The sequence below is a fragment of the Paraburkholderia unamae genome (genome assembly GCF_003268775.1).
In the GTDB taxonomy this organism is placed as follows: Bacteria; Pseudomonadota; Gammaproteobacteria; order Burkholderiales; family Burkholderiaceae; genus Paraburkholderia; species Paraburkholderia unamae.
The window spans coordinates 19,669-44,755 of the sequence record NZ_QLSU01000025.1 but is presented as its reverse complement, the minus strand read 5'-3'; the positions used below and the strand labels follow the sequence as shown (position 1 = coordinate 44,755).

Annotated in this window: 19 protein-coding genes; 13 read left to right on the top strand and 6 right to left on the bottom strand. The window is 56.9% G+C overall.

Annotated features, from left to right (window positions below):
* Positions 1-80 precede the first annotated feature (80 nt).
* Entirely contained in the window at positions 81-1,166 is a 1,086-nt protein-coding gene (locus tag C7401_RS31835; RefSeq protein ID WP_112175423.1) for a GlxA family transcriptional regulator, read from the bottom strand.
* 472 nt (positions 1,167-1,638) lie between these two features.
* On the opposite strand from C7401_RS31835, the gene C7401_RS31825 reads away from it, so the two are divergent.
* From C7401_RS31825 to C7401_RS31775, 12 genes are all read left to right on the top strand, one after another.
* Positions 1,639-2,808, top strand: coding sequence for a porin (locus C7401_RS31825; RefSeq protein WP_112175419.1), 1,170 nt, complete (start codon positions 1,639-1,641; stop codon positions 2,806-2,808).
* Between the two features lie 564 nt (positions 2,809-3,372).
* A complete protein-coding gene (locus tag C7401_RS31820; RefSeq protein ID WP_112175416.1) occupies positions 3,373-4,752 on the top strand; it encodes an undecaprenyl-phosphate glucose phosphotransferase in 1,380 nt (459 codons plus the stop codon).
* Positions 4,753-5,125: 373 nt separating this feature from the next.
* On the top strand, positions 5,126-6,298 hold the full coding sequence (locus C7401_RS31815) for a polysaccharide biosynthesis/export family protein (protein ID WP_373864473.1): 1,173 nt from the start codon (positions 5,126-5,128) through the stop codon (positions 6,296-6,298).
* A gap of 49 nt (positions 6,299-6,347) precedes the next feature.
* The gene (locus C7401_RS44600; RefSeq protein WP_146758032.1) at positions 6,348-8,003 is read left to right on the top strand and encodes a hypothetical protein; all 1,656 of its coding nucleotides are present in this window, start codon (positions 6,348-6,350) and stop codon (positions 8,001-8,003) included.
* A gap of 61 nt (positions 8,004-8,064) precedes the next feature.
* Positions 8,065-8,538: an arsenate reductase/protein-tyrosine-phosphatase family protein gene (locus C7401_RS31810; protein ID WP_165842078.1), complete on the top strand. Its 474-nt coding sequence runs from the start codon at positions 8,065-8,067 to the stop codon at positions 8,536-8,538.
* A complete protein-coding gene (locus tag C7401_RS31805; protein ID WP_112175412.1) occupies positions 8,535-10,793 on the top strand; it encodes a polysaccharide biosynthesis tyrosine autokinase in 2,259 nt (752 codons plus the stop codon). The genes C7401_RS31810 and C7401_RS31805 overlap by 4 nt, the downstream gene beginning before the upstream one ends.
* Positions 10,794-10,812: 19 nt before the next feature.
* Positions 10,813-12,945: a glycosyltransferase gene (locus C7401_RS31800; RefSeq protein ID WP_181565750.1), complete on the top strand. Its 2,133-nt coding sequence runs from the start codon at positions 10,813-10,815 to the stop codon at positions 12,943-12,945.
* 42 nt (positions 12,946-12,987) lie between these two features.
* On the top strand, positions 12,988-14,028 hold the full coding sequence (locus C7401_RS31795) for an EpsG family protein (protein WP_112175408.1): 1,041 nt from the start codon (positions 12,988-12,990) through the stop codon (positions 14,026-14,028).
* 28 nt (positions 14,029-14,056) lie between these two features.
* Positions 14,057-15,196, top strand: coding sequence for a glycosyltransferase (locus tag C7401_RS31790; RefSeq protein ID WP_181565749.1), 1,140 nt, complete (start codon positions 14,057-14,059; stop codon positions 15,194-15,196).
* Positions 15,193-16,356 carry a polysaccharide pyruvyl transferase family protein gene (locus tag C7401_RS31785; RefSeq protein WP_112175404.1) on the top strand — a complete coding sequence of 388 codons (1,164 nt, stop codon included), beginning with the start codon at positions 15,193-15,195 and terminating at the stop codon, positions 16,354-16,356. Before C7401_RS31790 ends, C7401_RS31785 begins: the two co-directional genes overlap by 4 nt.
* A 249-nt stretch (positions 16,357-16,605) precedes the next feature.
* Positions 16,606-17,532, top strand: coding sequence for a UTP--glucose-1-phosphate uridylyltransferase GalU (galU, locus tag C7401_RS31780; protein WP_112175402.1), 927 nt, complete (start codon positions 16,606-16,608; stop codon positions 17,530-17,532).
* 253 nt (positions 17,533-17,785) lie between these two features.
* Positions 17,786-18,085 carry an H-NS histone family protein gene (locus C7401_RS31775; RefSeq protein WP_112175400.1) on the top strand — a complete coding sequence of 100 codons (300 nt, stop codon included), beginning with the start codon at positions 17,786-17,788 and terminating at the stop codon, positions 18,083-18,085.
* A gap of 93 nt (positions 18,086-18,178) precedes the next feature.
* On the opposite strand, the gene galE is transcribed toward C7401_RS31775, so the two are convergent.
* On the bottom strand, positions 18,179-19,210 hold the full coding sequence (gene galE / locus C7401_RS31770) for a UDP-glucose 4-epimerase GalE (protein WP_112175398.1): 1,032 nt from the start codon (positions 19,208-19,210) through the stop codon (positions 18,179-18,181).
* 506 nt (positions 19,211-19,716) lie between these two features.
* On the opposite strand from galE, the gene C7401_RS31765 reads away from it, so the two are divergent.
* Positions 19,717-20,091 (top strand): hypothetical protein, encoded by a 375-nt coding sequence (locus tag C7401_RS31765; protein ID WP_146758030.1) that lies wholly within the window; start codon positions 19,717-19,719, stop codon positions 20,089-20,091.
* A 100-nt stretch (positions 20,092-20,191) separates the two neighbouring features.
* On the opposite strand, the gene C7401_RS31760 is transcribed toward C7401_RS31765, so the two are convergent.
* The 4 genes from C7401_RS31760 to C7401_RS31745 all read right to left on the bottom strand — a co-directional run bounded on the left by C7401_RS31760 (position 20,192) and on the right by C7401_RS31745 (position 25,087).
* Positions 20,192-21,547 carry a purine-cytosine permease family protein gene (locus tag C7401_RS31760; protein WP_112175394.1) on the bottom strand — a complete coding sequence of 452 codons (1,356 nt, stop codon included), beginning with the start codon at positions 21,545-21,547 and terminating at the stop codon, positions 20,192-20,194.
* A gap of 216 nt (positions 21,548-21,763) precedes the next feature.
* Positions 21,764-22,759, bottom strand: coding sequence for a 5-oxoprolinase subunit C family protein (locus C7401_RS31755; protein WP_112175392.1), 996 nt, complete (start codon positions 22,757-22,759; stop codon positions 21,764-21,766).
* Positions 22,749-23,624 (bottom strand): 5-oxoprolinase subunit B family protein, encoded by an 876-nt coding sequence (locus C7401_RS31750; RefSeq protein WP_112175575.1) that lies wholly within the window; start codon positions 23,622-23,624, stop codon positions 22,749-22,751. Before C7401_RS31750 ends, C7401_RS31755 begins: the two co-directional genes overlap by 11 nt.
* Positions 23,621-25,087, bottom strand: a complete 1,467-nt coding sequence (locus C7401_RS31745; protein WP_112175390.1) for an acetyl-CoA carboxylase biotin carboxylase subunit — start codon at positions 25,085-25,087, stop codon at positions 23,621-23,623. The genes C7401_RS31750 and C7401_RS31745 overlap by 4 nt, the downstream gene beginning before the upstream one ends.

Sequence of the window (25,087 nt, the reverse complement as noted above, 5' to 3'; positions counted from 1 at the left end):
GTTGCCGCGCGAACCGCTCTCGCGGGCGGAACGAACGCGCCTCGCCTTTGGCGAATGATCACGTCCGCCTGTTAAACATCTCACTCCCCTCCAGCACCACGGACACCCGAAAACTCGCGGGGATTCTCGCTCACGAGGAAAGGTGCGCTCGACTGCCGTTCGACCTCAGTGGATTGCTTTCTATCCCGCTGAACATCCGAACGCTCTGCGCGGTACTCGGTTGGCGTGAGCTGTAAATGCTCGCGAAAAAGTTTGGATAGCCTGCCTCCCCCGTTTATCCCGCACCGCCGTGCAATCTTCTCGACCGGTAGCCGTGTTTGTGTGAGAAGCCGGCATGCCATGTCGAGCCGGACCTTCAGCAGATACTCCGACGGCTTCATGCCTACTTCCAGCTTGAACCGTCGCAGGAAATTGCGCCCACTCATGGCGGCAATTTGCGCAGCTTCGTCGAGTGATATATCCCGGTCGCCGTTCGCGCACATCCACTGAGCCGCATCCTGAATGGGTTGACTAAGCGTTGCCGCGACGCCTCGACGAATATCATCCGTCAAACCCGAGCCGAACTCCGGATCAATGGACTTCGCGATTTGCGCAGCAATCACCTCACCGTGCTCGCGTTCAATCACGGCAACCGCCGCGGAAATCGCACTGTCGGCGGGAAGCGCTTGAGACTGAACATTGATGAAGGAGCGTCCGTTCGAGCTTGCCAACGCGATGTCGCGCCTGAAGCTTCCCAGATGGGCGAGCACAGCGCTGCTCTCGCCAATCGCGAGAAACTGCTTGCAACTCGCCTGCGCGCGATGCAGCCATCCTAGAAATGGATCGCTTCGCAGCGCATCACGGATTCCGCTGCCGCCGGAAAAGATAATTGCCCGTAACGGAGCAGCAGCGACGTGACTCTCGACACTATTTGTCCAGACGCAGACCGAGGACGCGCTGGTCATCCTGCCACCCGCCGCCGAGAGGAGTCGTACGTTGTACCGGACGGCGTGCTTGCCATACCTCGCCATAGTCGTATTCAGCGCGTGAAAAGCTTCGACGACGATGGCCGTATCGGCCAGTGAAAATCGGTCGCACAAAACAAGACCGATTTGTCTCAGTTCCCCACCAACGTATTCGACCGGCTTTGAGGCACCGGCATTCTCGCTAAAAGGTCCCATCTTCATCCCGTTGCATTAACAATTCTTATGACCGCCCCGACCTCCGGCCTTACGACCTGATCATCCTACTTAGCGAATATTATTGAAATGAGAATGTGGCGAGATCCGTCGCAGTTTTGTCTGTTTTCGCCAATTCAAACGCGGCGGTCCTGTTGTCTAACGCATGGAGCCGCAGCGTTGACTATAGCGGTGTGGCGTGGACATGCAAGTGGAGACAGCGTTGCAGTCGTCAAATGAAATCCGCCGTCAATTCAATCGCGTGAATGGCGGAATTGACGAAAGTTTTGGCGATGTGGGTGAAGTGTTGCCATTGTATAGTCGCCCGGCGTACAGACATCATAGATTGGCCAACTGCGTGACGCTTCCTCTTCGGCACTGGGATCGAGCGCTGGAAGCGCAGGAAGAACCCTTCCATCAAACCCCGAGTCATTCTACGTGAACTGATTTTCATAGAGTCGTATATTCATAGGGTTGCAAAATGAAATATAAGATCGCTGCCGCAGCAGTGCTTTCTGCTACTTTCGCGACAGTCGCGCAGGCGCAAAGCAGCGTTACGCTGTATGGTCTGATCGACGCAGGTTTCACGTATGTGCGGGGCGGCGGACAGAACACCTGGCAGATGAAGAGCGGAACGGTCAATGGCAGTCGCTGGGGGTTGCGTGGCTCGGAAGATCTCGGTGGCGGCCTTAAGGCGATCTTCACCTTGGAGAATGGCTTCAGCATTGCGAACGGTACAGCGGCACAATCCGGTCGCATGTTCGGAAGACAAGCCTTTGTTGGTCTCGCGAGTGACCAATACGGGGCGGTGACGCTTGGTCGGCAGTACGACAGCGTGGTTGACTACCTCGCACCGCTCTCGAACACGGGCAGCCAATACGGCGGTACGATCTCCGCGCATCCCTTCGATAACGACAATCTGAACAACTCGGTCAGATTCAACAATACGGTCAAGTACACTAGCCTCAACTACGCGGGGTTCAAGTTTGGCGCGACGTATTCGTTCTCGAACAGCACGCAGTTCGCGAATAACCGTGCTTATAGCTTTGGTGCATCGTACGCGTGGGGTGGCCTGACATTGGCGGCTGCTTATCTGCAATTGAACAACGACATCACATCCACCGTATTTGGAAACAGCGGACCGAGTTCAAGCGCGAGCGGTGCACAAACTGGAGAGTGGACTTTTCTCGCCGGCCGGCAGCGCACATTTGGCGGCGGGGTGAACTACACATATGGGCCAGTAACCGCCGGCGTAGTCTATACGCAGACGAATCTGTCTGACACGCTTGGTGGCGGCATTTCATCGGGTCAGTCCGGAACGTCTGGGGGCATAGCATTCGGTGCAAATAGTGCGCGCTTCCAGAATTTCGAAGGCAACGTGCGCTACGCATTGTCGCCTGCAATTAGTCTCGCCGGGGCATACACGTATACGCGGGCCGACCTTGGCGGCGGTGTGAACCCGATTTATAACACCGTGTCGGCACAGGCGGACTATGCGTTGTCGAAGCGCACCGATGTCTACTTGCAGGGTAACTTCCAGCATGTCAGTCGGAATTCCGGTCATGTTTGGGCATATCTGAATGGCCTGAGTGCCGACTCGAACGCGCAAAAGCAAGGTGCCGTTACTGTTGGCATGCGCCATCGGTTCTAGCCCTCGGAATCAAACGACGTCTCAAGGCGCCTTAGGGCGCCTTTTTCCTTTGTGGAACTCTGCTTGTTCAGGCGCAGTCTGTCTTCGTGTTAAAAGTACATTAAAGAACAAGACATTAAAGATCATTAGAAGTGCGTGATTTCGCATAACAAATATTTGCGATGCGCACTAGTCGGCCAATTCATTGGCGGCTTCAGACAGGGTTATTGCGTCGCATGTTAAAGAAGTTATGATGCGGTGCAACCAGAGAGAATTGATGACTGATTCAATTCAGATATGGGGCCTTCAGCAACCAGGGAGAATTCATTCGAAATCCTCCGATGTTGAAAGAAATTGCGCTATGAAAAAAGTCATCCACGGGCTAGCGTTACTCAACCAGCAGGCATCCCGTCCCGACTTTATCTCAGGCGCGGATCTTTGACTCTTGGCAACCGTTGCCATGGTGCCGACCGCGAGCGATTGTTTTGCGTATCAAAGGATAGCCACGGGCTAGATCACAACGTCTAAGCGTAGATCGAAGACCAGCTTTCGCAGCCATCGATTACGTTTCAGAAGGAGCTGAAAATGCGTGGTGTACAAGGAATCGTAGCGAGATCTGTCGACGGAATCTCGGTTGTCGTCGGCGCCTTGCTTGCGACTGATGTCCGCTTCGGTGGGCTTGTCGAAGGCACTCCGGATACGGCATATATCACCTTCGCTGTCGCGCTCACTCTTGTAATATTCCCGGCATTTGGCATGTATGACTCCTGGCGCGGTCGATCGCTGCCCCGTCAGCTCTCGCAGGTCGCATTGGCATGGTGCACGGTCCAGGCTATCGGACTTGTGCTGACATTCTCTCTGCATCGCGTCGAACTGGTCTCGCGACTTTGGTTGGTATATTGGACGGCGATTGCAGCTTGCTTTCTGCTGCTATCACGCGTAGGCGCACATTACATTTTGAGCAAGGCCCGCAATGCCGGAATCAACATAAGAAACGTTGCTCTGGTCGGCGACGGTATCCACACCGAAGCGGTCAAGGAAAAAATCCGGATTACCCCGGGAAGTGGATTCCGCGTCGCAGCTGCCTACAATACACGTCTCGTCAGTGCGCCGCACAATTGCGCTGAGAAGCCTTTCGACGAGTTTGGCGACTTCGTTGACTATGTACGTCAGCGAGGCATCCAGGAGATCTGGCTGGCGCTTCCGCTCTCGGAGGAGGCATCGATTCATCGATTCGTTTCCGAGTTCAGTGAAGACCTCGTAAATGTCAGGTTTATTCCGGACGTCAAGAGCGTCGCGTTATTTGACGGAGGCGTCATTGATCTTGTGGGGGCACCCGCAATCAATCTTATCGCGTCGCCATTGGCATCAAGGTCGCTCGTAAAGAAGGAAATTTTCGATCGCCTCTTCGCATTAGCAGCACTAACTGCTTTGACTCCACTACTATTGGGAATAGCGATCGCCGTAAAAGCGTCATCAAGCGGCCCTGTATTTTTCAGGCAGTCCCGCAAGGGGGCTGATGGTCGAACGTTCAGAATCTTCAAGTTTCGGACAATGCGACAGCATGCCGAGGTTGCAGGCATCGTAACGCAAGCGACCCGTGGCGACCCTCGCATTACACGAGTTGGCGCGTTTCTTCGCCGCACGAGTTTGGATGAACTGCCTCAATTCATCAATGTCCTTAAGGGGGAGATGTCGGTTGTTGGTCCTCGACCTCACGCCATCGAGCACGATGAAATATATCGAAAGGTGGTGAACGGTTACATCCATAGATATCGTGCGAAGCCGGGCATCACAGGATGGGCGCAAGTAAATGGTTTCCGTGGAGAGACCGACCGCATTGAGAAGATGGTGAAACGAATCGAGCACGATCTCTACTATCTGCAAAACTGGTCGTTTGCGCTTGATATGCGTATTGTGATAGCGACAGTTATTAAAGGATTTGCAGGAAGCAACGCTTATTGAGCGGGATAGATTGATATTTTGTTGGATAGCTTGATGAAGGAAAGTAGATTTATATTAGATAAATATCGATTATTTTCTTTTGTGTTTGTTATCTATCGAATAATTTTTTATCAGATATCCGAATTGATATTGATCGATTGAGAGACGAGAATCAGTTCGACGCCTAAGGAAGGCAATTGTTGGGAAATCCGTAAAGCTCACTCTGCTTGCGCTATCAAATGGGGGGCGCGACTTCTGAGCTTGTGCATCTCCGCGCGAGGTGCGCTTCTAATTAATTCGCAAAACTTCGTCAGAAGCCGCGTGTGCGGGCTATGCCGGCGCGAACGCATCCATGATGACGGTCACTGGGACAAGAATGGAAAGGATTGAACTGATGCAACCGAGGGTGGCGGGGGCTGCTTTGCGTCGGCTGTTTGAACTGCGATCGCGAGTATATCGAGTCGTTCTGCTTTTTTCTGCTCCGGTTGCCATGTCTGCATGCATGTACGCCCCGGGAATGAAAATGCAACAAGCGTCAAGTTTGCCTGTCGAGTCGGCGAGTCAGGGAACCCCTGAGGCTCGCCTGCCAGTTCCCATGACAGACATCACCATGTCGCTCATTAGCAGGATGCGGAGCGACGCCGTACGGGAGACTGGCGTCGAAGCTGGGTCACTGTTTGACAAAGCGCGCCCGTATGCCATCGGGCCGGGTGACGTACTGCAAATTACCGTTTGGGATCATCCGGAACTCGCGGCAGCGCTCGGCGCTCAGCCCCCCGCAGACTCACGGACGTACGATCCACCACCGGGCTTCGTTGTTGATAATGCCGGTCGTCTTAATTTTCCGTTCGCTGGATCCATTTTGGTTCAAGGTCTGCGCGTTGATGAACTCCAGAGCAAACTCGCGAGCGCGCTGGGCAAGTCGTTCCACAATCCTCAGGTCACCGTACGGATCGCTTCTTTCCGTTCGCAGCAAGTGTATGTCGACGGCGACGTGCACACGCCTGGCGCGCAAGCAATTAACGACATTCCTACGACACTCTACGATGCGATTGGTCACGCCGGTGGCTTTGCGACAACGGCAGATCAGAGCGCTATCGAACTAGTTCGCAACGGAAAGTCGTTTCGAATCAACATGACACAGATGTTGGATGGCGGCCACAACCCGGCGAAGATTGTGCTCCGAGGCGGTGATTTCGTTCGTGTATCTGCGCGCGAAGATAACGGCGTCTATGTTATGGGTGAAGTAACAAAGCCAACAAAAGCACTTCCTCTTCGGAACGGAGTTCTTACGCTAAGCGACGCGCTGTCGCAAGCCGGGAGTATTAGTTCTACCACTGCCGACGCGGCCCAGTTGTACGTTATTCGTGGCACAGGAAAAGACGCTGAAGTATTCCATCTGGACGCGTCGTCACCCGTCTCTATGGTGCTCGCGAATCAGTTCACACTCGATCCGAAAGATGTCGTTTATGTCGACGGAAATGGACTTGTTCGATTCAGCCGAGTGCTTTCGCTCTTGCTTCCGGCTATCGATGCGGGCCTCACAGCGGGTTTGGTCGCAAAGTAAGAACGGCGAGACCTTCGACGCAAGCTAACGCAAACTGGACCAAGCAGTTATGAAACGACGTGCGCTTCTCACCCTTTCTGCGAGCAGCATCATTGCCGCTGCGTGCGATCGCGCTGTTGCTGACAAGCCGCAGCTGGTGAACCCTGGACGCGGCTTCCGTTGGATCAGCGAATTTGAAAATGCCGGTAGCGGCAACCGCGACGATGCCGCGACGCTTCAACGAGCAATCGACTATGTGCGGGAAATTGCCGAGCGATCTCAGGACACGTCGCAACTGCCAGTGTTGCTTATGCAATCCGGACGTTACGCCTTGAACCGTACTATCGAGACGGCACCGTGGGTCAAACTGTGCTCAGTCGGCGGCGTACTACTTGACTTCTCACAAGCCGCTGACGATTGCAATGGCATTGAATGCAGAAACGAGACGTCTCTGCCGCCAACATTGCTTCGCTTTCCTGGTAGCCGTTCGCCGTTCCTCGACGGCTCAGGTGGAACAATTTCGATTTTGGGACCCGGCATTCAGCGTGCTCAGGGCTGGGGTGTCGTCATGGGAAACCGCAGGCCCGGATATTCGGGCGTCGTTCGCGACGCAGGCGGCCGCAACGTTGTGGTCAGTGGTTGGCGGGGGGCACTCAAATTCGACCCGATCAACGTCTATCTGAGTAGCTGGATATCTTCCCGGTTTGAGCAAAACCGGGAAGAAGGGCTATATGTCGATCTCCCGATCTCGCAGAGAAGCATCAACAGCGGAGAACGGATGACATTCATCGACTGCACCATTGCCGGTTCGAATCGTGCGGTACGCATAGATTCAGACAGTATGGACTTCGTCTTCGATAGTTGCTCGTTCGACTTCAACGGAGACGTTGTCTACTTCGACCGTAGCGCACGCTATGGGACGGTGTCGCTGCATCATTGCCATATTGAGGGCATAGACCGGCTACTAGTGGACGCGACGCAGGCTGGCGCAAATCTTCGCGTTAATGTCGAAAATTCGATAGTTCTACCTCGTCGTTGGAAAGCCAAGGGTAAGCCGAATTCGCCGCGCCGTCTGGTCTCCGGGAGTGCGCGATTCTCGGCTTCCGCGGTCGAATGGCGATTTGAAGCACCAGCGCAAAACCCCGCTCTACCGCTCATTGGAGAAGAGGTGCCTGTCGAACATATCAGCGGCCTGAGCTTTCAGCGCATCCCCGCACTGGCTTGGCGTGGGTCACTTCTCAACGCTGATAGCAAATTTGATAGTGATCCAGTCGGCATGCAACCAGGATCCCTGACGCATTGGAATATTTCGCCCAGGTCGACCGGTGGACTGGAATTCGCCGCGTCAGACGCAAACAGGGCAATGGAAGATGAAGGCCAATCTACGGAAAGCAGGACGCTTGTTCTGCGAGTTGCGCCAGGGGCGTCGACGATGACGATCCGGAATAAGTCTCCGCTTGCGGTGCGCGTCGGTCAAGCAGTGATGGCAACGTGCGTCGCCGACACTGTAGGGGGCGCATTGGCGATTGACCTGTCTTTTGAGTTTTCGGACGATTTAGGCAACTCGATTAAGACTGATTCGAATCTCGAGTACCCGAGTCGATCACTCCCTGTTGCACGCGCGGTCGTACCCCCCGGCGCGACACGACTTTTCGTAACAGCTCAGATTTCCGGAGCAAGCGGTCGAATTCGGATAACAGAATTTCCGGTCTGGTACGCGAATTAGTGTGCACTCGATGTCGAGTACGGTCCTCTCAACCGAAACCAAATATTCAGCAGATAAACGGATGATCTCCAACGTATTAATCGTATGCCACGCAAACGTGTGCCGTAGCCCCATTGCCGAAGAGTTGTTTCGACGTCGTGCCGGCCGAATTTGTGTCGTCTCGGCTGGGATCGAGGCAGAAGTCGGGTACCCGGCAGCCAGCGGCTCAATTTCGGTCTTGAGCGAGATTGGACTCGACATCTCCGCACATCGCGCACAGCAGTGCTCACAACAGATGATACGCGACGCAGATCTGATTCTCGCGATGAGTAGTGAACAAGTCGAGGGTATCGAAGCCAGATATCCCCTAACGCGTGGCAAGATTTTTAGAATTGGTGAAAGCTTGGGCATTGACATTTCAGATCCAATCGGTTTGCCGATCGACCGCTTTCGCGAATGTAGAGAGACATTGAGTCTTGCGGTGGACTACTGGGTTAGATCTCTCGATTTAGGGGTAGAGTCCTCTGAGCTGCTGAGCGCGGGGGACGAGCAATGAATTCAGCAGTAAGCACGCGCGCGAACGATACCGTGGAGCCGGAGTTCAATCTCGCGGCGCTTTTGGACGTCCTCGTTCTCTATCGACGAATGATGCTTTGGATATTCGGCATCATCGCCACGCTCGGCCTCGTGGTGGTTTTTCTCGCTGATCCGGAGTACCAGGTCGACATCCTCACGCAGGTCGACGAAAGCGCGGCGGCCTCTACCGCGACGTCACTCCTGGGCCAGGGGCTAGCAGCAATGTTTGATGTCAAGTCGTCGGCGGACACCGAAATGCAGGTGCTCCAATCCCGCCTTGTCGTCGCATCTGCGGTCGACAATCTGAAGCTATACATAACGGCGGAGCCTGTGCGTTTCCCGATCATCGGGCGAGCGATCGCGCGGTCGAACAGGGGAATTTCAACGCCGGGCCTGTTGGGATTCGGCGGGTATGCTTGGGGATCGGAAAGTATCAAGGCCTCTCACTTTGAGGTCCCGAATTCTCTAGAAGGTGAGCATTATTATCTTACGGTGCTCCCTGGTCAAAAATATAGCTTCTCTGGTCCAGGCCTGGATAAAGATGTGGTCGGAGAAGTCGGCCGCGCGGAGACATTTCTGACCGACGACGGCCCGATCACGCTCCAGATCGATTCGGTCAATGGGAATACGGGAACCCGATTCCGGCTGACACGCGACTCACGTCTTGAGACGATTAATCAGCTTCAACGAAAACTCTCAATTAGTGAGCTAGGTAAGGATTCCGACATATTGCAGGTTAAGCTCCGTGGAACAAACCCGAAGCTGATAACTAGCATTCTCAATGATATTGCAGGCCAATACGTTGACCAAAACGTCGCACGAAAGGCTGAAGATGCGGCACGGTCGCTGGACTTCCTGAGAGGTCAAGTATCGGTATTGAAAGAGAAGCTGGACGCGTCGGAGAGCGAATACGCGAAGGTGCGAGCCACGCTTAGATCGGTTGATATTGAAGGAGAAGCGAAGACGATTCTTCAGCAATCTGCCGACAACGAAACTCAACTCGCAGAGTTACAGCAGAAGCGTGCGGCGGCGGTAACATTGTTTTCGGAGACTCATCCGACCGTCACGGCGCTGGATAAGCAGATCGCGGTGTTGCAAGGTCAAGCCGACACCTTAAAGCAGCGAATCGATCGACTCCCTGGCGAGCAAAAGCAGGTCCTGCGCGTGGCAAGAGATGTAAAGGTCAACAATGATCTCTATGTTGGTCTGTTGAACAACATAGAGCAACTCCAGTTGATGCGAGCCGGGCGGATCGGAAACGTACGCGTTCTCGACAATGCCATTTTCCCGGATCGCCCCATGCGCTATTGGCGGCCGGTCTTGTCGTTGGTTGTTGTCGCGTTTGCAGCTTTCGCGGCGGTCGGTTCCGCGTGGCTGCGCGATCTGCTCTTCAGCGGAATTTCCGATCCGCACCAGATTCAGGGCGACACTGATCTTCGTGTGTTCTCTGTTGTTCCGCTTTGCCGGGTACGCGGCTTCGGGTGGTCCAATGGAATGCGTCGCAATAAGGTGGGCCGCCGGTTATTGGCGTTCCTAGAGCCTGACGACCCATCTGTCGAAAGTCTTCGTAGCTTCCGTACGGGCCTCCAGTTTTCGATGACCGACGCGAAGAACAATGTCGTGATGTTCGCAGGGCCAACGCCATCGATTGGAAAGTCGTTCGTTTCATCGAACGTAGCAGGTGTTTTGGCACGTGCAGGTAAGCGAGTCTTACTGATCGACTGCGATTTGCGCCGAGCGAATCTGAGTCATGCATACGGCGCAAGCGCGAAATTCGGACTGACGGACGTCATAGCAGGGAAGGCAACTGTGGAGCAGGCCGTGATCAAAATCGAGCACAAGAATCTGGACTTCCTGGCGGCCGGATCGCATGTGAATAACGCGGCGGACTACCTCACGCAAACATCCGTCGAAGCGATCTTCAAACATGTGTCGAGTCTCTACGATGTCGTGGTGCTCGACACCGCACCTCTGCTTGCCGTTCCGGATGCAGCGATCCTTGCGCCACTCGCGAGGGGGAATGTGTTCCTCGTCGCAAGAGCAGGAGCAACACGGGCTGGAGAGTTAGTTGAATGCGCACGGCGCCTTGAGCAGGTCGACGTTACGGTTAAGGGCGTGGTGCTGAATGGGATTGATCCGCAGGCGGGGAGATTCCGTTACGGGGCGAAGTACACGAGCTACAGCTACCGTTACGCACAGGAGACCGGTGATCCGGCCATACAAGATGAACGCTAGAACGCGCGACGCATGGAGCATGATGCTTCTCGCCGTTAGCTCGCTTGGATCCGCGGCGTTTGCGTTCGCAGTCCAAGTGGTGCTGGCTCGCCTTTTGCCCCCAGAAAGCTTCGGCCATTTTGCGTCCGCGCTTGCGGTAATCACGATCATCGCGCCGGCAGTAGGTTTCGGTTTGCCTGCGTTTTGGCTAAAGGCGTATGGAACGGAGGGATGGACGGCAATCCGGTGGATGGACGTTTCCGTTAGCTTCGTTCGGCGTAGTAGTGTCCTGTGCCTAATTGCTGCGTGTCTTTGGGCGCTCGCGCAGCCATGGGACGTGGGTGTAAATATCGTTCTGCTAATGCCGGCGCTCTTGACGCAGGGAGCCATTGAGATGGCTGCCGCGAAGTTTCAACTGGAGGAGCGTTTCGGACTTGTAGCCATATGGCAAATCCTCCAGAACCTTGGCAGATTTGGCTTCCTCGTCGCCTGCGGTGCATTCCACGCCGGCAGTACGGTGATTGCGTTGGGGTTCGGAGTCATCGGTGCGTTGATTTCGATCGGCGCATGGATTTCTATCAAAGGCCTAATAGGCGGATCGGCTCAACTTGCCGGTCATGGGAAACGTCCGAGTGAGGACGGAATTTTCGGGACGCCGAACGCGCCGAAGATGAAAGAGCTTTGGCGTAACGCGATGCCTTTTGGACTCGCAAGCGTGATTTTTTACGCCTACAACCAGAGCGGGCTAGTTCTCCTCTCTCATCTTGGAAGCAGTTCTGACACGGCAGTGTTCAGCGTCGCGATAACGGTTCTTTCTGCGCTCTATCTTGCGCCAACTGTGCTCTTTCAGAAGCTCTTGATGCCCAGGTTTCATCGGTGGGCTGCACTTCGCGATGGGCGCCTCGCAGCGGCCTACCGGACGGGCAATCTTTGGATGGTCATTACGGGGTTAGGAACTGCCGCTATTGCCGCCTTAGCCGTCCCGGTCGTGTTGCCGCTCGTATTCGGCGCTCGGTATACAGCGGCGGTTCCCACCGTAACTTTGATGACGCTCTGCGTTCCGTTCCGCTTTCTGACGACTAGCGCATCGTCAGTAATGACGACGTCGAATCTGATTCGCGTACGCAACTATTGTGCGTCGGCGGCGCTGCTTTTTAGCGTGATCCTGAGTTGCGCACTCGTTCCTCTTTATGGACTCAAGGGAGCTGCGATTGCCACTGTGCTGGGCGAAGCACTTTGGGCTGCGGTGTCAGTGGCTTCGGCGCGCATCTACGTTCTGAGGGGTAAGGGGAATAACATGAACCGTGAATTGAGTGAGTCCTCGCGGAAGTCTGCCGAGAATGTGATGGAGGCCAGTGACGGAACGGGCGAGTTGCCAGTTAGTGTCGTTATCCCGTGTTTCAATTGCAGTCGAACAATCGAGCGCGCGATCGCGTCGATCGCAGCTCAAACCGCCCGGCCACGCGAGGTGATTCTCGTCGACGATTGCAGTACTGATGGCACACGGGAGTTTATTGGGACGGTGATATCCCGATACGAAACGGGCTGGATCAAGCTAGAAAAGCTCGTATCCAACAGTGGTCCGGGTAAAGCCCGAAACGTCGGTTGGTCGATGGCACGGCAACCCTATATCGCGTTTCTCGATTCCGATGATGCCTGGCATCCTCGGAAGCTCGAGGTCCAATGCGGTTGGATGCTTCGAAATCAGGACGTCGCAATTACCGGTCATCCCGTTGCTGAACTCGATGCGAGAGCACGTTTTGATTCGATTGCACTTCTAGACGTCAATGAGCCGAAAGCTGTTTCTCGCGCGAAGGTCTTGTTCTCGAACCGCTTTACGCCGTCGAGCATAGTGATGCGTTCTGATTGTTCGTCACGGTTTGATGAAAAGAAACGCCACGCGGAGGACTATTTCATGTTGCTAGGTGTCTTCCTGATGGATGGCGGAAAAGGCTCGCTCTTTTCGACACCACTGTCGTATGTCTACAAATCCCAGTTTGGGGCAAGTTCCGGGTTGAGTGCACAACTTTGGAAAATTCAACAGGGTGAGCAGGATAACTATCTCCATTTCAGGAAAATTGGGGCGATTACCAATGTCGAATGGGTATGTTTCTCCATTCTCAGTGCGATGAAATACCTACGTCGGTGTGTCATATCTCGTAAGTTTGCCTAAATATTATGCGTCGTGAGTGACTTTCTCATCGCAGCCTGACAAATGACATATTATTTACTTCCACTTTTGGTTTTCTACCTCGGGGTAGCGCTTTGCCTGACGTATGGCGGGACGAATAGAGCGGTAATCGTAGTTTGTAGCATTCCTATGATTGCACTCGTCGTTCTGCGCGGCCATAGCGGCACGGATACTGCGGCCTATTACACGGCATTTATGGACCTGGGGGAGGGGGGGACTTATGGTGGGGAGCCTCTATTCAATGGTTACGCGCATCTTCTTTGGGCAATCTATCCGGACCCAAGATTTGTAACAAATGCAATTTCTGCGACAACCTGCGCTTTACTAATTTTTTCAATAGCAAGAAATCGCTATGGTGCATGGTTTGGCGGATTGCTGCTGGTGCCGGCGATGTTCTACGAATTGACGATGAACGTCATGCGGTTCGGTCTGGCATCGTCAATATTTATACTCGCGACGCGAGTACCGATGCAGCGTAATCCGGTCAGGTACTTCATCTATATGGCGATAGGGACGTGTACGCACTTCTCTTCGATCTTGCTATTCCTGTTCTTCATTGCCGCGACGAGACGAGGGCAAACACCTTTGCTCATTGGTGTTTCGATCGTTGCTGTTGGTGCATCGTTCTTGATGCCGGACTACATTGCGGACAAAGGAAACTTGTACAGCGGCATTGCCGCTCCCAGTGCATCCTCGGGACTGCTGCTTCTGATTGTGCAGATATTGATTCTTAGAACGATGATTGTCTTTCGGAAGCAATTTGACATTCCGCCGGTTGGTTGGGTTGTTTGTGGTGGACTGGCGCTCGCGTTCTATGGGTTGACGCAGATTACGTATGCGGGAATCCGGTTTCAACTCATTCTGGTTGTCCTGATGGTCGTAATGCTATGGCGGCAATTTGCGCCGCAGAAACCACGAGTAAGTCCTCGGTTGGCTGCCTGGTTGTTTGTAATTGGCTGTGTCGCCCTGCTGGGACGGGTCCACAACATGGTCGACGAAGAAGGACACGGGGAGTCTCCATTCATCCCGTACCAACTGGCCCCGACTCTGCAACAACTTGGGTGAGGTAATCATGAGACAAAAGATAGTGCACGTGACTGAAGCCCTCGGAGGGGGAGTATTGCAGTATCTCCTTCTCCTCGCAAACAGCCAGGCGCGCGCGGGCGATGACGTCGTGATCATTCATTCGATGCGTTCGGACACGCCATCATCGGAAAGACTCGATCGTCTTTTTGATCCTCGGGTACGCCGTCGAGTGATCGATATGAAGACAGCGGTTGGACTTCACGATCTTTGGACTGCTCCGGTTCTGGCGATGGTGCTACGGAGCGAGAATGCAGATATTTTTCATTTCCATTCGTCGAAAGCGGCCGCGATTGGTCGTATTTCCGCAAAGATTCTCGGAATCGGGGACCGGGTTCTCTATTCTCCTCACGGGTTTGCATTCTTGAAGAAGGACATTTCACCAAGAAAAGCAAAAGCGTACCTTTTTATCGAGAGATTTCTTCACGCTCTAGGTGGCCACATCGTCACTTGTTCGAAGAGCGAGCGGTTGTACGCAAGCAGGTTACTCGGCCGATCCGATCGAATTAGTGTCGTGGAGAACGCAGTGGAGTTGACCGACTTCTCGGAAAGCGATGCTACGCGCGGCCGGCGAGCGGTAACGGTGTGTACGGCCGGGCGCGTGACGTACCAAAAGGCACCGTGGCGTTTTTCGCGGATAGCAAAGCGAGCAAAGCGCGACGCGGTTGATTTTGTTTGGTTCGGCGACGGGGAATCTACCGCTGTAAGCGAATGGATCGATCGGGATGCGCTTGAGCTAACCGGTTGGATTGAGAGTTCACGGCTTCGCAAGCAACTAGCGGAGTGTGACGTCTTTGTTTTGACGTCGCTATGGGAGGGAATGCCAATCGCACTGATCGAGGCACAGGCAGCGGGACTTCCCGCAGTAGTGAGCAGAATTGTGGGTAATCGCGATGTGGTCATCCATGGTGTTACCGGGTTCCTGGCGAACAATGATGAGGAATTATTTCTGTACACCGAGCGCTTGATCAACGACAGCGCGTTGAGAAAGAGAATGGGTGCGGCGGCGCGTGAGTTTGCGTTTCGTAGATTTGGCGGCCACAAGTTCTTTAGTTCATACGTCCGTCTATATCGACAACTGCTAAATGGACCACAAAAGCATCATCCTGCTGTGATTTCCGATTACTGGATTGAGGGAGCTAAAAAGTGAATAGCGCTATCGAGGAGTCGACGTCGGACACTAAAAGACCGGGTTGTGGCGACGTTCGTAACGACTCCGCTCGCCATTCCAGTGGATCGAAAGTCAGCGATAAGCGGGTCGCGTTCTTCGGGTTCTATGGAAGACATAACTTTGGAGACGATCTCTTCGGATTTCTGCTGCAAGGAATTTGCCGAACGCACGCTGGAATCCGGCCGGTCATTGTTGGAGCTTCTGCACAGATCGAACTGGTTGATGCCTTTCATGTTCCGATTGCGAGATCACTTTGGAATCGCCCTGGTTTTGTCGGCGCAGCGGCAAGGGCATCGACGTATCTCGCAGCGATTTTTAAATGCGACGTTGCGATATTTGGTGGTGGATCTCTTTTTGGCGCGGATGCTTCTGTTGGTTTCGCAAGATTTGTTTCGTTGTGGAGTGGATTATTTCAGAAACCGGTGGCCGCCATTGGGGTCTCAGTTGGACCTTTCAAGACACCGGAGAGAAAGCGGAAATTTGTGGAAATCGTGTCGCGTATCCGTTATCTGGCGGTGAGAGACCACGCTTCAGCGCAAGTCGTTTCAATGGAGATCGGGAGAACGCCGCCTAATTTAGGTGATCTCGCGTTTAGTTTGCCAGCGATATATACGCCGAAGCGGACGGAGTCTCGTCCGAAGACATTGATTGTCGCAATTCATCTTGAGGCGTATGTTGACGTTGTACTTGCTACGCTGTCGGAGGTTGATCGACTAGGTCTGGTTGACGAGGTTGTGTTTCTCGCCTTGGACGATGAAAGCGTATCGGTAACCGGGGATATTTCTCGCCTTTTTCTCCCGAAAAATGTTCGCGTTAGTCGATTCACGTACGCTCATTCGATTACAGAAGTCATCGATCGTATTGCCTTGGCTTCCTGTGTGCTGACATCGAAGCTTCACGGCGGAATTGTGAGCTACGTTTACAACGTACCTACCCTTTTGTTTTGCTATCAAAAGAAGTGTGTCGATTTTCTGGACGACAATGCGTTGCCAGGGCCACGCGAAAGCATGCCGACGTCGGAGGATTGCATTGTAACGGTGAGCCGTATGCTCACTTCCGGGCAGAATGAGTCCCGATTCTCAGGTGCCGAAACCAGATTGCTCGAGTTCGATCGCTTCCTCAGGTCTATATCAAGGTAGTCATTTTAAGTTTTGGTATTTTTATGCAACACTGATGTCGTTAGGATTACTTTGTAGATTAGAAGGTTATACATCAATCACCTGATTGAGTGGCTCGTACTGAAGAATAGGCCATCGTTCGTGAGAATTCGAATCGCCACACCTAACCGAATCCGTCAAAACCCGAACGTTTTCAGCCAGTCGCCCCCCGCAGCGCCAAACCAAAGCTATGCTGTCGCCAGATATCAGCACATTCATCTTGGAGTTCGTATGCTTAAAGTCACGAAGGCCGTTTTTCCCGTTGCTGGTCTCGGTACACGTTTTCTCCCCGCTACCAAAGCCAGCCCGAAGGAAATGCTGCCTGTGGTGGACAAACCGCTGATCCAGTACGCCGTCGAAGAAGCGATTGCCGCCGGCATCACGGAAATGATTTTCGTGACCGGCCGTAGCAAGCGGGCGATCGAAGACCATTTCGACAAGTCTTACGAGATCGAGGCAGAGCTCGAAGCGCGCGGGAAAAAGCAGTTGCTCGAACTGGTCCGTGGCATCAAGCCCAGTCACGTCGACTGCTTTTACGTGCGGCAACCGGAAGCGCTCGGGCTCGGGCATGCGGTGCTTTGCGCAGAAAAGCTCGTGGGCGACAACCCGTTCGCCGTGATTCTCGCCGATGACCTGCTTCACGGTGAACCGCCGGTCACGTCGCAGATGGTTGAACTGTTCAATCACTATCACAGCTCGGTGCTCGGCGTCGAAGAAATTCCGCGTGAAGATACGCGCTCGTACGGGATTGTCGATGGACGCGCGTGGGAAGAAAATATCATCAAGTTGTCCAGAATAGTCGAGAAACCGGCCCCCGACGTGGCGCCGTCGAATCTGGGCGTGGTCGGCCGCTACATCCTCAAGCCGCGCATCTTCAATCATCTGCGCGCGCTCAAGCCAGGCGCCGGCGGTGAGCTTCAGCTCACGGATGCAATCGAGTCTCTGCTCGCCGACGAGCAGGTACTGGCCTACAAGTATCGCGGCAAGCGATACGATTGCGGCAGCAAGATCGGTTATCTGAAGGCAACCGTTGAGTTTGCGCTTCTGCACCGCGAGGTCGGGCCGGAGTTCACGCAATACCTCAGCGAACAATTGCGCCGCATTGACCAGGGCGACTCCAATGCGTACGCACAAGCGGAAGCCGTGAACGCTGCTTGAGGTTTTTGCGCGCAGCGTCGTACCGAGTCACAGTTGATCCGTGTTCTTGAAAGTCCCAGTACATGTCTACCCGGGATGGTCCCCCGCCGTCCTGGTTTCGCCTGCCATGTTTTAGGATATGGCGGGCTTTTTTTCCTTGCGTGACGCGTTCAAGCCGTATTCGACCGGAGGGTTGCGAACGCAAGTCGTCTACGTGCGTGAGCAGGAATTGTTGTGGTGATCGGGCATAGACAATCATTTGAGGAGGCCATCCGTGCCAACATATAAAGACCTGAGAGCTCAGTTGGTCGCGCTGGAACAGCAGGCATTGGAAGCTCGTCGGGCCGAGCTGGATCAGGTTCTCGCGGAAATTCGCGAGAAAGTAAAAGAATACGGAATCACCCAGCGCGATATCTTTGGTAGCCGGGGCGCGTCGGGAAGCAGCAAGCCGAAGAGTGCGTTGCCGCCGAAGTACATCGATCCCAAGACCGGGGCGACGTGGTCAGGAAGAGGGCGGGCGCCGGCCTGGATAGCGGACACAAAGAATCGCGATCGCTTTTTGATAAAGCGCTGAGCGCCTCAGCCGGGGCGATCTCCGGCGGTGATCCGGCTGCGTCCGCGCTTGCTGTCGTAGCGCGAACGCAGGCCTTGCGTCGTTAGACCCTCGTTAGACAAACCCTCGCGGATTCTTCTCCTGCCAGCGCCAGTGATCGGCGCACATGCGCTCGATGCCGTATTGCGCTTCCCAGCCGATGAGCGACTGCGCGGTGGCCGGATTGGCGTAACACTCGGCGATGTCACCTGGGCGGCGCGCGACGATTTCAAACGGCACCGCGCGTCCGCAAGCCTGCTCGAACGCCTTCACGACTTCCAGCACGCTGTAGCCGCGTCCCGTGCCGAGATTCACGGTGAAGCCTTTGTCATGCGCGACGAGCGCATCGAGCGCCTTCAGGTGTCCGTGAGCCAGATCGACCACATGAATATAGTCGCGCACGCCGGTGCCGTCCGGCGTCGGGTAATCGCCGCCGAACACGCGAAGCTGTGCCAGTTTCCCCACCGCCACCTGCGCGACGAACGGCATGAGGTTGTTGGGAATGCCCGCGGGATCTTCGCCGATCAGGCCGCTGTCGTGCGCGCCCACCGGATTGAAATAACGCAATACCGCGATGCGCCACGACGGATCGGCAATAGCGACATCGCGCAGGATCTGTTCGGCGATCAGTTTGGATTGCCCGTATGGATTCGTCGCGGTGAGCGGGAAGGTTTCGTCGATGGGCGAGCGTTCCGGCGCGCCGTACACCGTTGCCGATGAACTGAACACGAACTGCTTGCAGTCATGGCGGCGCATGACGTCCAGCACGGCCAGCAGTCCGTCCAGGTTGTTGCGATAGTACTCGATCGGCTTGGCCACCGATTCGCCAACGGCCTTGAGCGCCGCGAAGTGGATCACGCCCGTGATCTCATGCGCCTCGAAGATGCGCTCGAGCGCCTGTGCGTCGCGCACATCGGCTTCGTAGAAGGCGAGGGACCGGCCCGTGATTGCCTGGACGCGCGTGAGCGATTCCCGGCGGCTGTTGACGAGATTGTCTACGACAACGACGTCGATACCCGCATCGAGGAGCGCCACGCAGGTATGCGAGCCGATGTAGCCCGCGCCACCGGTGACGAGGATCGTGCCGCGGGCATTCGTCGTTGGCATGGTGTCTGCTGGAGTCATCTAAGGAGTGTTCGGCGCTTTAAACCGGCAGCGTGCGCGTGGCGGGGAGGAGCCGACAGGAAGCTGCCGGTAAGCCGCCGAATCAATTGAGGTTGATAGAACTTCCAAGCTATCACATGCCGCAAGGTGCGCCAGCCAATCGGCAAAAAGTGAAATGTTTTGGCGCGTTGCGTCTATCGTCGGTCCGCTTCGCGAATAAAAAAAAACCGCCAGGCCTTGCCAACCTGGCGGTGCGAGTCCGGGTACGATCGAGTTCGGGGGGAACCGACCCGGTGGACCACATTCAGCTCAGGGCAGCACGAGCCGAACGCCGAAGACAATTTAACAGAGCGCTTTAGCGCGCAGTTTTCAATGGCGGTCGTACACCAGATTTTGGCCGCCCAATCCGGTTTTTACGAGGCTGATCGAGAGAACATCGTGTGCACCATGAATATTCATCCCCGGAGGCTTTGAAAAGCAGGTACCTTTGTCGTGAGTCGTCTTTTCGCTTGGCAGGAAAGCAGCACGCAAGCGGCTTACATTGCTTCAAACAAGGAACGGAATCATTCATGGTCATGTTAAAAGCGAAAGCAGGCGAACTGGTTGAACGGTTCATTGAAGAGGCCATCTCCGCGGGCCTGACCTGGGACGAAGTCGTCGCGGTGTTTGGCCTGGCATCGAAGGCGTTGGCTCAGGCCGCGGTGGCGGCCGGCGAAGGCGCCGAAGCCGACTGCGTGGCGCACGCGCGCAAGCGGCTGGAAGAGGCGTTTGCGCAGGACGTTCGCGTGGTGATGGCAGACGGCCCCGAAGCGGAATTCGAGGCGGAGAGCGGCGACAACGCGTTGCTGGCGACCGCTCACCGGCGGCACGCTTACAAACATTGAGTCACAGGCCGGGCGCGCCACAGGGGGAGTGCGGCCGCCCGGCTGCCTCGTTGGCGTAAGACTCGCGCAACGATCAGGCGTTGTCGAGTCGAAGCGTGCTTCAGGTATTGCGCACGAACCACGTCCGCTTGGCCGTGGCCAGCAGTCCGCTATAGACGACCCACGAAACGACGAAGGTGGCCGGCGCGGAAAGCGACGCGAGAAAGCCCGACGCGGTGTTCAACGCGAACCCCACAAATGCGCCCGCGAACCACGCGATCAAACCACCGGGATTGAACTGCGGTACGTGGGAATCCCTGCATTCGATATCCTCGCCGATGAGTTGGCCATAGCGCGCGGACGTAATATGAGCGAGTGCGACGCCGACCCACGCGACAACGAAAATGCCCTGCCAGGCGAGCGCCAGAAGGATCTTCGAGAAAATATCGGCCATCATCAGCACATAGACCACCACGCCGACCACGAGCGCCCAGAGGAACTTCGGCGCCCGCAGGCCCGCAACCTTCTGGAAGAACGCTTGCATGTTGATGGTGGCGAGATAGTAGTTCGCCGTGTTGATGCGTGACTGCGTGACCCACACGAACAGCAGTCCCCAGATGCCCATCAGCTTGAGCAAGGCCAGCACGACCGACACTTCGGAAAGCGTGCCAAGGCCAGGAATCGTGCTGACGAGATAAATGCCCGCCGCGCCGTTGACGAGAAAGGTGACGAGATAGAACGGCATGCCGAAATTCCATCGGCCGTGATATTGCGCATCTTGCTTGCGCCCGAAGCGCGCGTAGTCGAACGTGAACATCATGAGCACCCACACGCCCATGTAATAGACGAAACAGTGCCACCAGCCGTCCGCCGGCACCGCACTCCTGGGGCCGAAGTCGAGCCACGCGGCGTTATAACCGTATTCCCAGGTCGCGAGTCCCACGGCGGCGAGCAGCCCGAGCAGATAAAACGGCAGCAGCACGCCGTTGAATTTGTCGAGCCAGTGTTGCACGCTGCCGAATACGAGCGGTACGCTATAGCAGACCACGATCAGCGCGGCCCATTTGTAGGCGAGCGCGGGAAACAGATGGTTGGCCGCGACGGCGATGACCGAGCCTTCGAATACCGCATAGTAAATGGCGGTCGCGAAGAAGATGAGCGTCGCGAGTGCGGCGCCCGCGCTACCGAACAGCACCCGTGAAAAGAGCGCGACCGACAAACCCGTGCGAATGGCGTAGCGGCTGATGATCGTGTTCACGGCGCCATAAGAGACGACCGATAGCGCCATGCCGATCAAGGCGTTACGCGCGCCATAGTTCAGCGCGAGCGTCGCACCCACCACGATGTAGAACACCGCGCTGCATACCGCCCACCACGCCATCGTCAGCGCAAAGGGGGGCATTCTTGCGCTGTCGGGGAGGGCGACTGTCGAAAGATCGACGTCCGCCTCCGTGCTTTCCTGCGCCAGATTGGCCATGGTCCTGCTCCTCGAGTCTGAATTTTTGCGAACGGCGTCCGAACCGCGGTGCGAGATGGCCGCGTGGCTGCCTTGACGCCGGGCGGGCAGCCGATGCTGCGAAAAAAAAGGCGCGAGCGCTCCCGCCGTGTGGCCCAGGGCCGCCCGGAGCGCGGGTTGCGAAAGGAAAAGCAGGGGAGCGGCGCGGCTGCCAGCCGCTCCCTGGCCCCGGAAGGGCTAGTGCGCTAGCGCTTCACGCAGCAGGGCGAGGCGATGTTGATATTCGCGTCGGGCCGCGAGCGCCTCATTCATGGTGACGCTCACGAAGCGCGCGCGGTAGTTGGGCTGCATCTGGCCGATCAGATCCATATTCGCGCTGATCACCGTGCCGATCGTGGCGTATCCGCCGCCCGACACCGCATCGCGATGCAGGATGATCGGCTCCAGTCCGGCCGGCACCTGGATCGAGCCAATGGGATAACAGGCGTCGACGATATTCGACGGATCGGCCCCCGCGCCGAACGGCTGCTCGCGCTCCATGAAGTGGAGCGGGCGTCCGTTCTTGTAGCGATAGCCAATGCGGTCCGCTTCGGGCGCGACGGTCCATTCGTCCTCGAAGAACGTTTGCGCCGATTCGGCGGTGAGGCGGTAGTGATACAGCCCCGTGAGCACGCGCAGTTCAACCGTGGTGTCGAGCTTCGCCCGCAAGGCGGCCGGCAGTTCGATCCCCTCAGCCGCTTTCGTGCGGCTCGCGCCAGTCGTAAGGCGGTCGCCCTTTTGCAGGCGGCGGCCCGCGAGTCCACCGATTGCGCCGAGCGTGTAGGTCGAGCGGCTGCCGAGCACGGACGGCACGTCGATGCCGCCGGAGACCGCCAGATACGCGCGTGCGCCACGCTTCACATAGTCGAACGTCAGCTTGCTCCCCGCGCGAATGCGCAGCGCGGTATTGCCGGTCCAGGCCACGCCGTCGATCTTCGGCGTCATCTCCGCGCCCGTCAGCGCGATGACGGCGTCCGAGTGGAACAGGAGATCGGGGCCCAGCAGCGTCAGTTCGAGCACGGCCGCGTCTTCGGCATTGCCCACCAGCAGGTTCGCCGCGCGGGACGAGTACTGGTCGAGCGAGCCGGAGGGCGGAATGCCGACGTGGTAGTAGCCCTGGCGTCCCGTGTCCTGCACCGAAGTGGCGAGTCCCGGCTTGAGCACCTCGATTACATTGAGCGTATCAGTTGGCATTCAGCACCTCCACGAGGGAACGGTTGTATTCGTCAGGATCGCGAAGGAAATCGTCGAGCGAGAATTTCACGGGCTTCACGCGTAGCGAGAACGTGCCCGCTTCGACGGCGGCCACGGCCTCGTCGTAAGCCGCCCGGTCGATGGGTTTGAACTTCACGATGTCGCCCGGCCGGAAAAACACCATGAACTCGCGCAGGTAGTCGAGCCGCTGCGCGGGGTCGAAGATCGGCGCGGGCGTCACGCCGAACATCTGGTAGCCGCCTGCGCCGCGCACCGAGTAGATGCAGCCGAAGCAGCCGCCATGGCCGACCGTGAGTTTCGGCGTGTCGGTGCGCGGCCGCAGGTATTTGGGCACCTGAAGCTGGCGCTCGCGCTCGACCATCTGGTACATGAACGGCAGCCCCGCCACGAATCCGACCATCGAAACGAACCACGGCGAGCCCGCATGCGCCGCGATGAATTCGTCGACGTCGCGTTTGCCGTTGATGCGCGCCGCGTATTCGAGGTCCGTCGAAGACGGGTCCTGGTGACGCTCGCGAAAGCGCATGAGCGTCTCATGCGTCCACGGATCGTTGTAGAGCACCGGGACTTCGACAATGCGCGTGTCGATGTCGAGCGCGGCTTCGCCCACTGCGGTCTCGATGTCGCGCAGGAGCGCGACGAGCGCATCGGGGGCGATCACGTCCGGGTCGTAGCGCACCTGGTAGGAGGCGTTCGCGGGGCAAATCTCGGTCACGCCGGCCACGTTGCGGCGCTGGAGTTCGCGTGTGATCGCCGTGCCCTTGAAGAACGCGTCGAGCGACATCGCTTCGCTGATCTCGGCGAACACGAATTCGTCGCCGCCAAATGTGTAGCGTATGGTCATGACGCCTCCCGTGCGCTCGTCGATCCCGCCACGGCGTGCTCGCGCGCCGCATTCGATGCGGCCTCGCTGCTGGCGCGCCACGCCGCCATCCAGGTTTCCAGATAATTGGTGTGATAACGGGCCGCGCGCACGTCGTCGTCGGCCACGAGCGCGCGGTGCAGCACGGCCGTGGTTTTCAGGCCGCCAATCTGCAACTCGCGCAGCGCGCGGGCGAGGCGTTCGATGGCCGCCGCGCGGCTTTCGTCGTGCACGATCAGCTTGGCGAGCAGCGAATCGTAGAAGGGCGGCACGACATAGCCGGGGTAAAGCAGCGAATCGACACGCACGCCTGGGCCCGTCGGCCAGACCAGTTCTTCCACACGCCCCGGATTCGGGCGGAAATCCTGAAGCGGATCTTCGGCGTTGATGCGGCATTCAAGGGCCGCGCCGCGCAGCACGATGTCGCTCTGCTTGAAGCGCAATGGCTCGCCGTCGGCGATGCGCAGCATTTCGCGCACGAGATCGACGCCCGTGATCGCCTCCGTCACCGGATGCTCGACCTGGATGCGCGTATTCATTTCGATGAAATAGAACTCGCCGCGCGTTTCGTCGAAGAGATATTCCAGCGTACCGGCGCTGCGATAGCCCACTTGCCTGGCGAGGCGCGCCGCCGACTCGCAAAGCTGCGCACGCAGCGTCGGCGTGAGCGAAGGCGAAGGGGCTTCTTCCAGAATCTTTTGACGCCGCCGTTGCAGCGAACACTCGCGCTCGAACAGATGGATCACGTCATTGCCGTCGCCGAGCACCTGGACTTCGATATGCCGCGCGCGTGCGATGAAGCGCTCCAGATAGACGCCGCCGTCGCCGAACGCGGCCTGGGCTTCGCGCTGGGCAAGCGGCAGTTCGGCGTCGAGCTGCGCGGCGTCATGCGCCACGCGGATGCCGCGTCCGCCGCCGCCCGCCGCTGCCTTGATCATGATCGGGTAGCCGATGCGCGCGGCAACCTCCCGCGCTTCGTCGAGCGAATTCACGATGCCTGCGCTGCCGGGCACCGTGGGCACGTCGGCGCGCTGCGCGGTTTCGCGGGCGCGGGCCTTGTCGCCCATCGTCGCGATGACCTGCGAGCTCGGACCGACGAAGATGAGGCCTGCCGCTTCCACCTGCGCCGCGAAATCCGCGTTCTCGGAGAGGAAGCCATAGCCCGGATGAATGGCGTCCGCGCCGCATTGCCGGGCCGCCGCGAGCACCGCAGCGGCATTCAGATAGCTCTTGGCCGCGTGCGAAGAACCGATATGCACGGCTTCATCGGCCATGCGCGCGGCGAGGCTGTCGCGGTCGGCGTCGCTCACCACGACTGCCGCGCGCATGCCAAGCTCCTGGGCCGCGCGTATCACGCGCACCGCGATCTCGCCGCGATTGGCGACCAGCACAGTGCGAATGCGCGAGGGGCGGTAGAACGCCGCCGTCGAATTGTCCACGTTCAT

Excerpts from the sequence above, each read along its gene's own strand:
- C7401_RS31835 (WP_112175423.1), bottom strand. The coding sequence starts at position 1,166 with ATGAAGATGGGACCTTTTAGCGAGAATGCCGGTGCCTCAAAGCCGGTC.
- C7401_RS31825 (WP_112175419.1), top strand. The coding sequence starts at position 1,639 with ATGAAATATAAGATCGCTGCCGCAGCAGTGCTTTCTGCTACTTTCGCG.
- C7401_RS31820 (WP_112175416.1), top strand. The coding sequence starts at position 3,373 with ATGCGTGGTGTACAAGGAATCGTAGCGAGATCTGTCGACGGAATCTCG.
- C7401_RS31815 (WP_373864473.1), top strand. The coding sequence starts at position 5,126 with ATGCAACCGAGGGTGGCGGGGGCTGCTTTGCGTCGGCTGTTTGAACTG.
- C7401_RS44600 (WP_146758032.1), top strand. The coding sequence starts at position 6,348 with ATGAAACGACGTGCGCTTCTCACCCTTTCTGCGAGCAGCATCATTGCC.
- C7401_RS31810 (WP_165842078.1), top strand. The coding sequence starts at position 8,065 with ATGATCTCCAACGTATTAATCGTATGCCACGCAAACGTGTGCCGTAGC.
- C7401_RS31805 (WP_112175412.1), top strand. The coding sequence starts at position 8,535 with ATGAATTCAGCAGTAAGCACGCGCGCGAACGATACCGTGGAGCCGGAG.
- C7401_RS31800 (WP_181565750.1), top strand. The coding sequence starts at position 10,813 with ATGATGCTTCTCGCCGTTAGCTCGCTTGGATCCGCGGCGTTTGCGTTC.
- C7401_RS31795 (WP_112175408.1), top strand. The coding sequence starts at position 12,988 with ATGACATATTATTTACTTCCACTTTTGGTTTTCTACCTCGGGGTAGCG.
- galU (WP_112175402.1), top strand. The coding sequence starts at position 16,606 with ATGCTTAAAGTCACGAAGGCCGTTTTTCCCGTTGCTGGTCTCGGTACA.
- galE (WP_112175398.1), bottom strand. The coding sequence starts at position 19,210 with ATGCCAACGACGAATGCCCGCGGCACGATCCTCGTCACCGGTGGCGCG.
- C7401_RS31760 (WP_112175394.1), bottom strand. The coding sequence starts at position 21,547 with ATGGCCAATCTGGCGCAGGAAAGCACGGAGGCGGACGTCGATCTTTCG.
- C7401_RS31755 (WP_112175392.1), bottom strand. The coding sequence starts at position 22,759 with ATGCCAACTGATACGCTCAATGTAATCGAGGTGCTCAAGCCGGGACTC.
- C7401_RS31750 (WP_112175575.1), bottom strand. The coding sequence starts at position 23,624 with ATGACCATACGCTACACATTTGGCGGCGACGAATTCGTGTTCGCCGAG.
- C7401_RS31745 (WP_112175390.1), bottom strand. The coding sequence starts at position 25,087 with ATGAACGTGGACAATTCGACGGCGGCGTTCTACCGCCCCTCGCGCATT.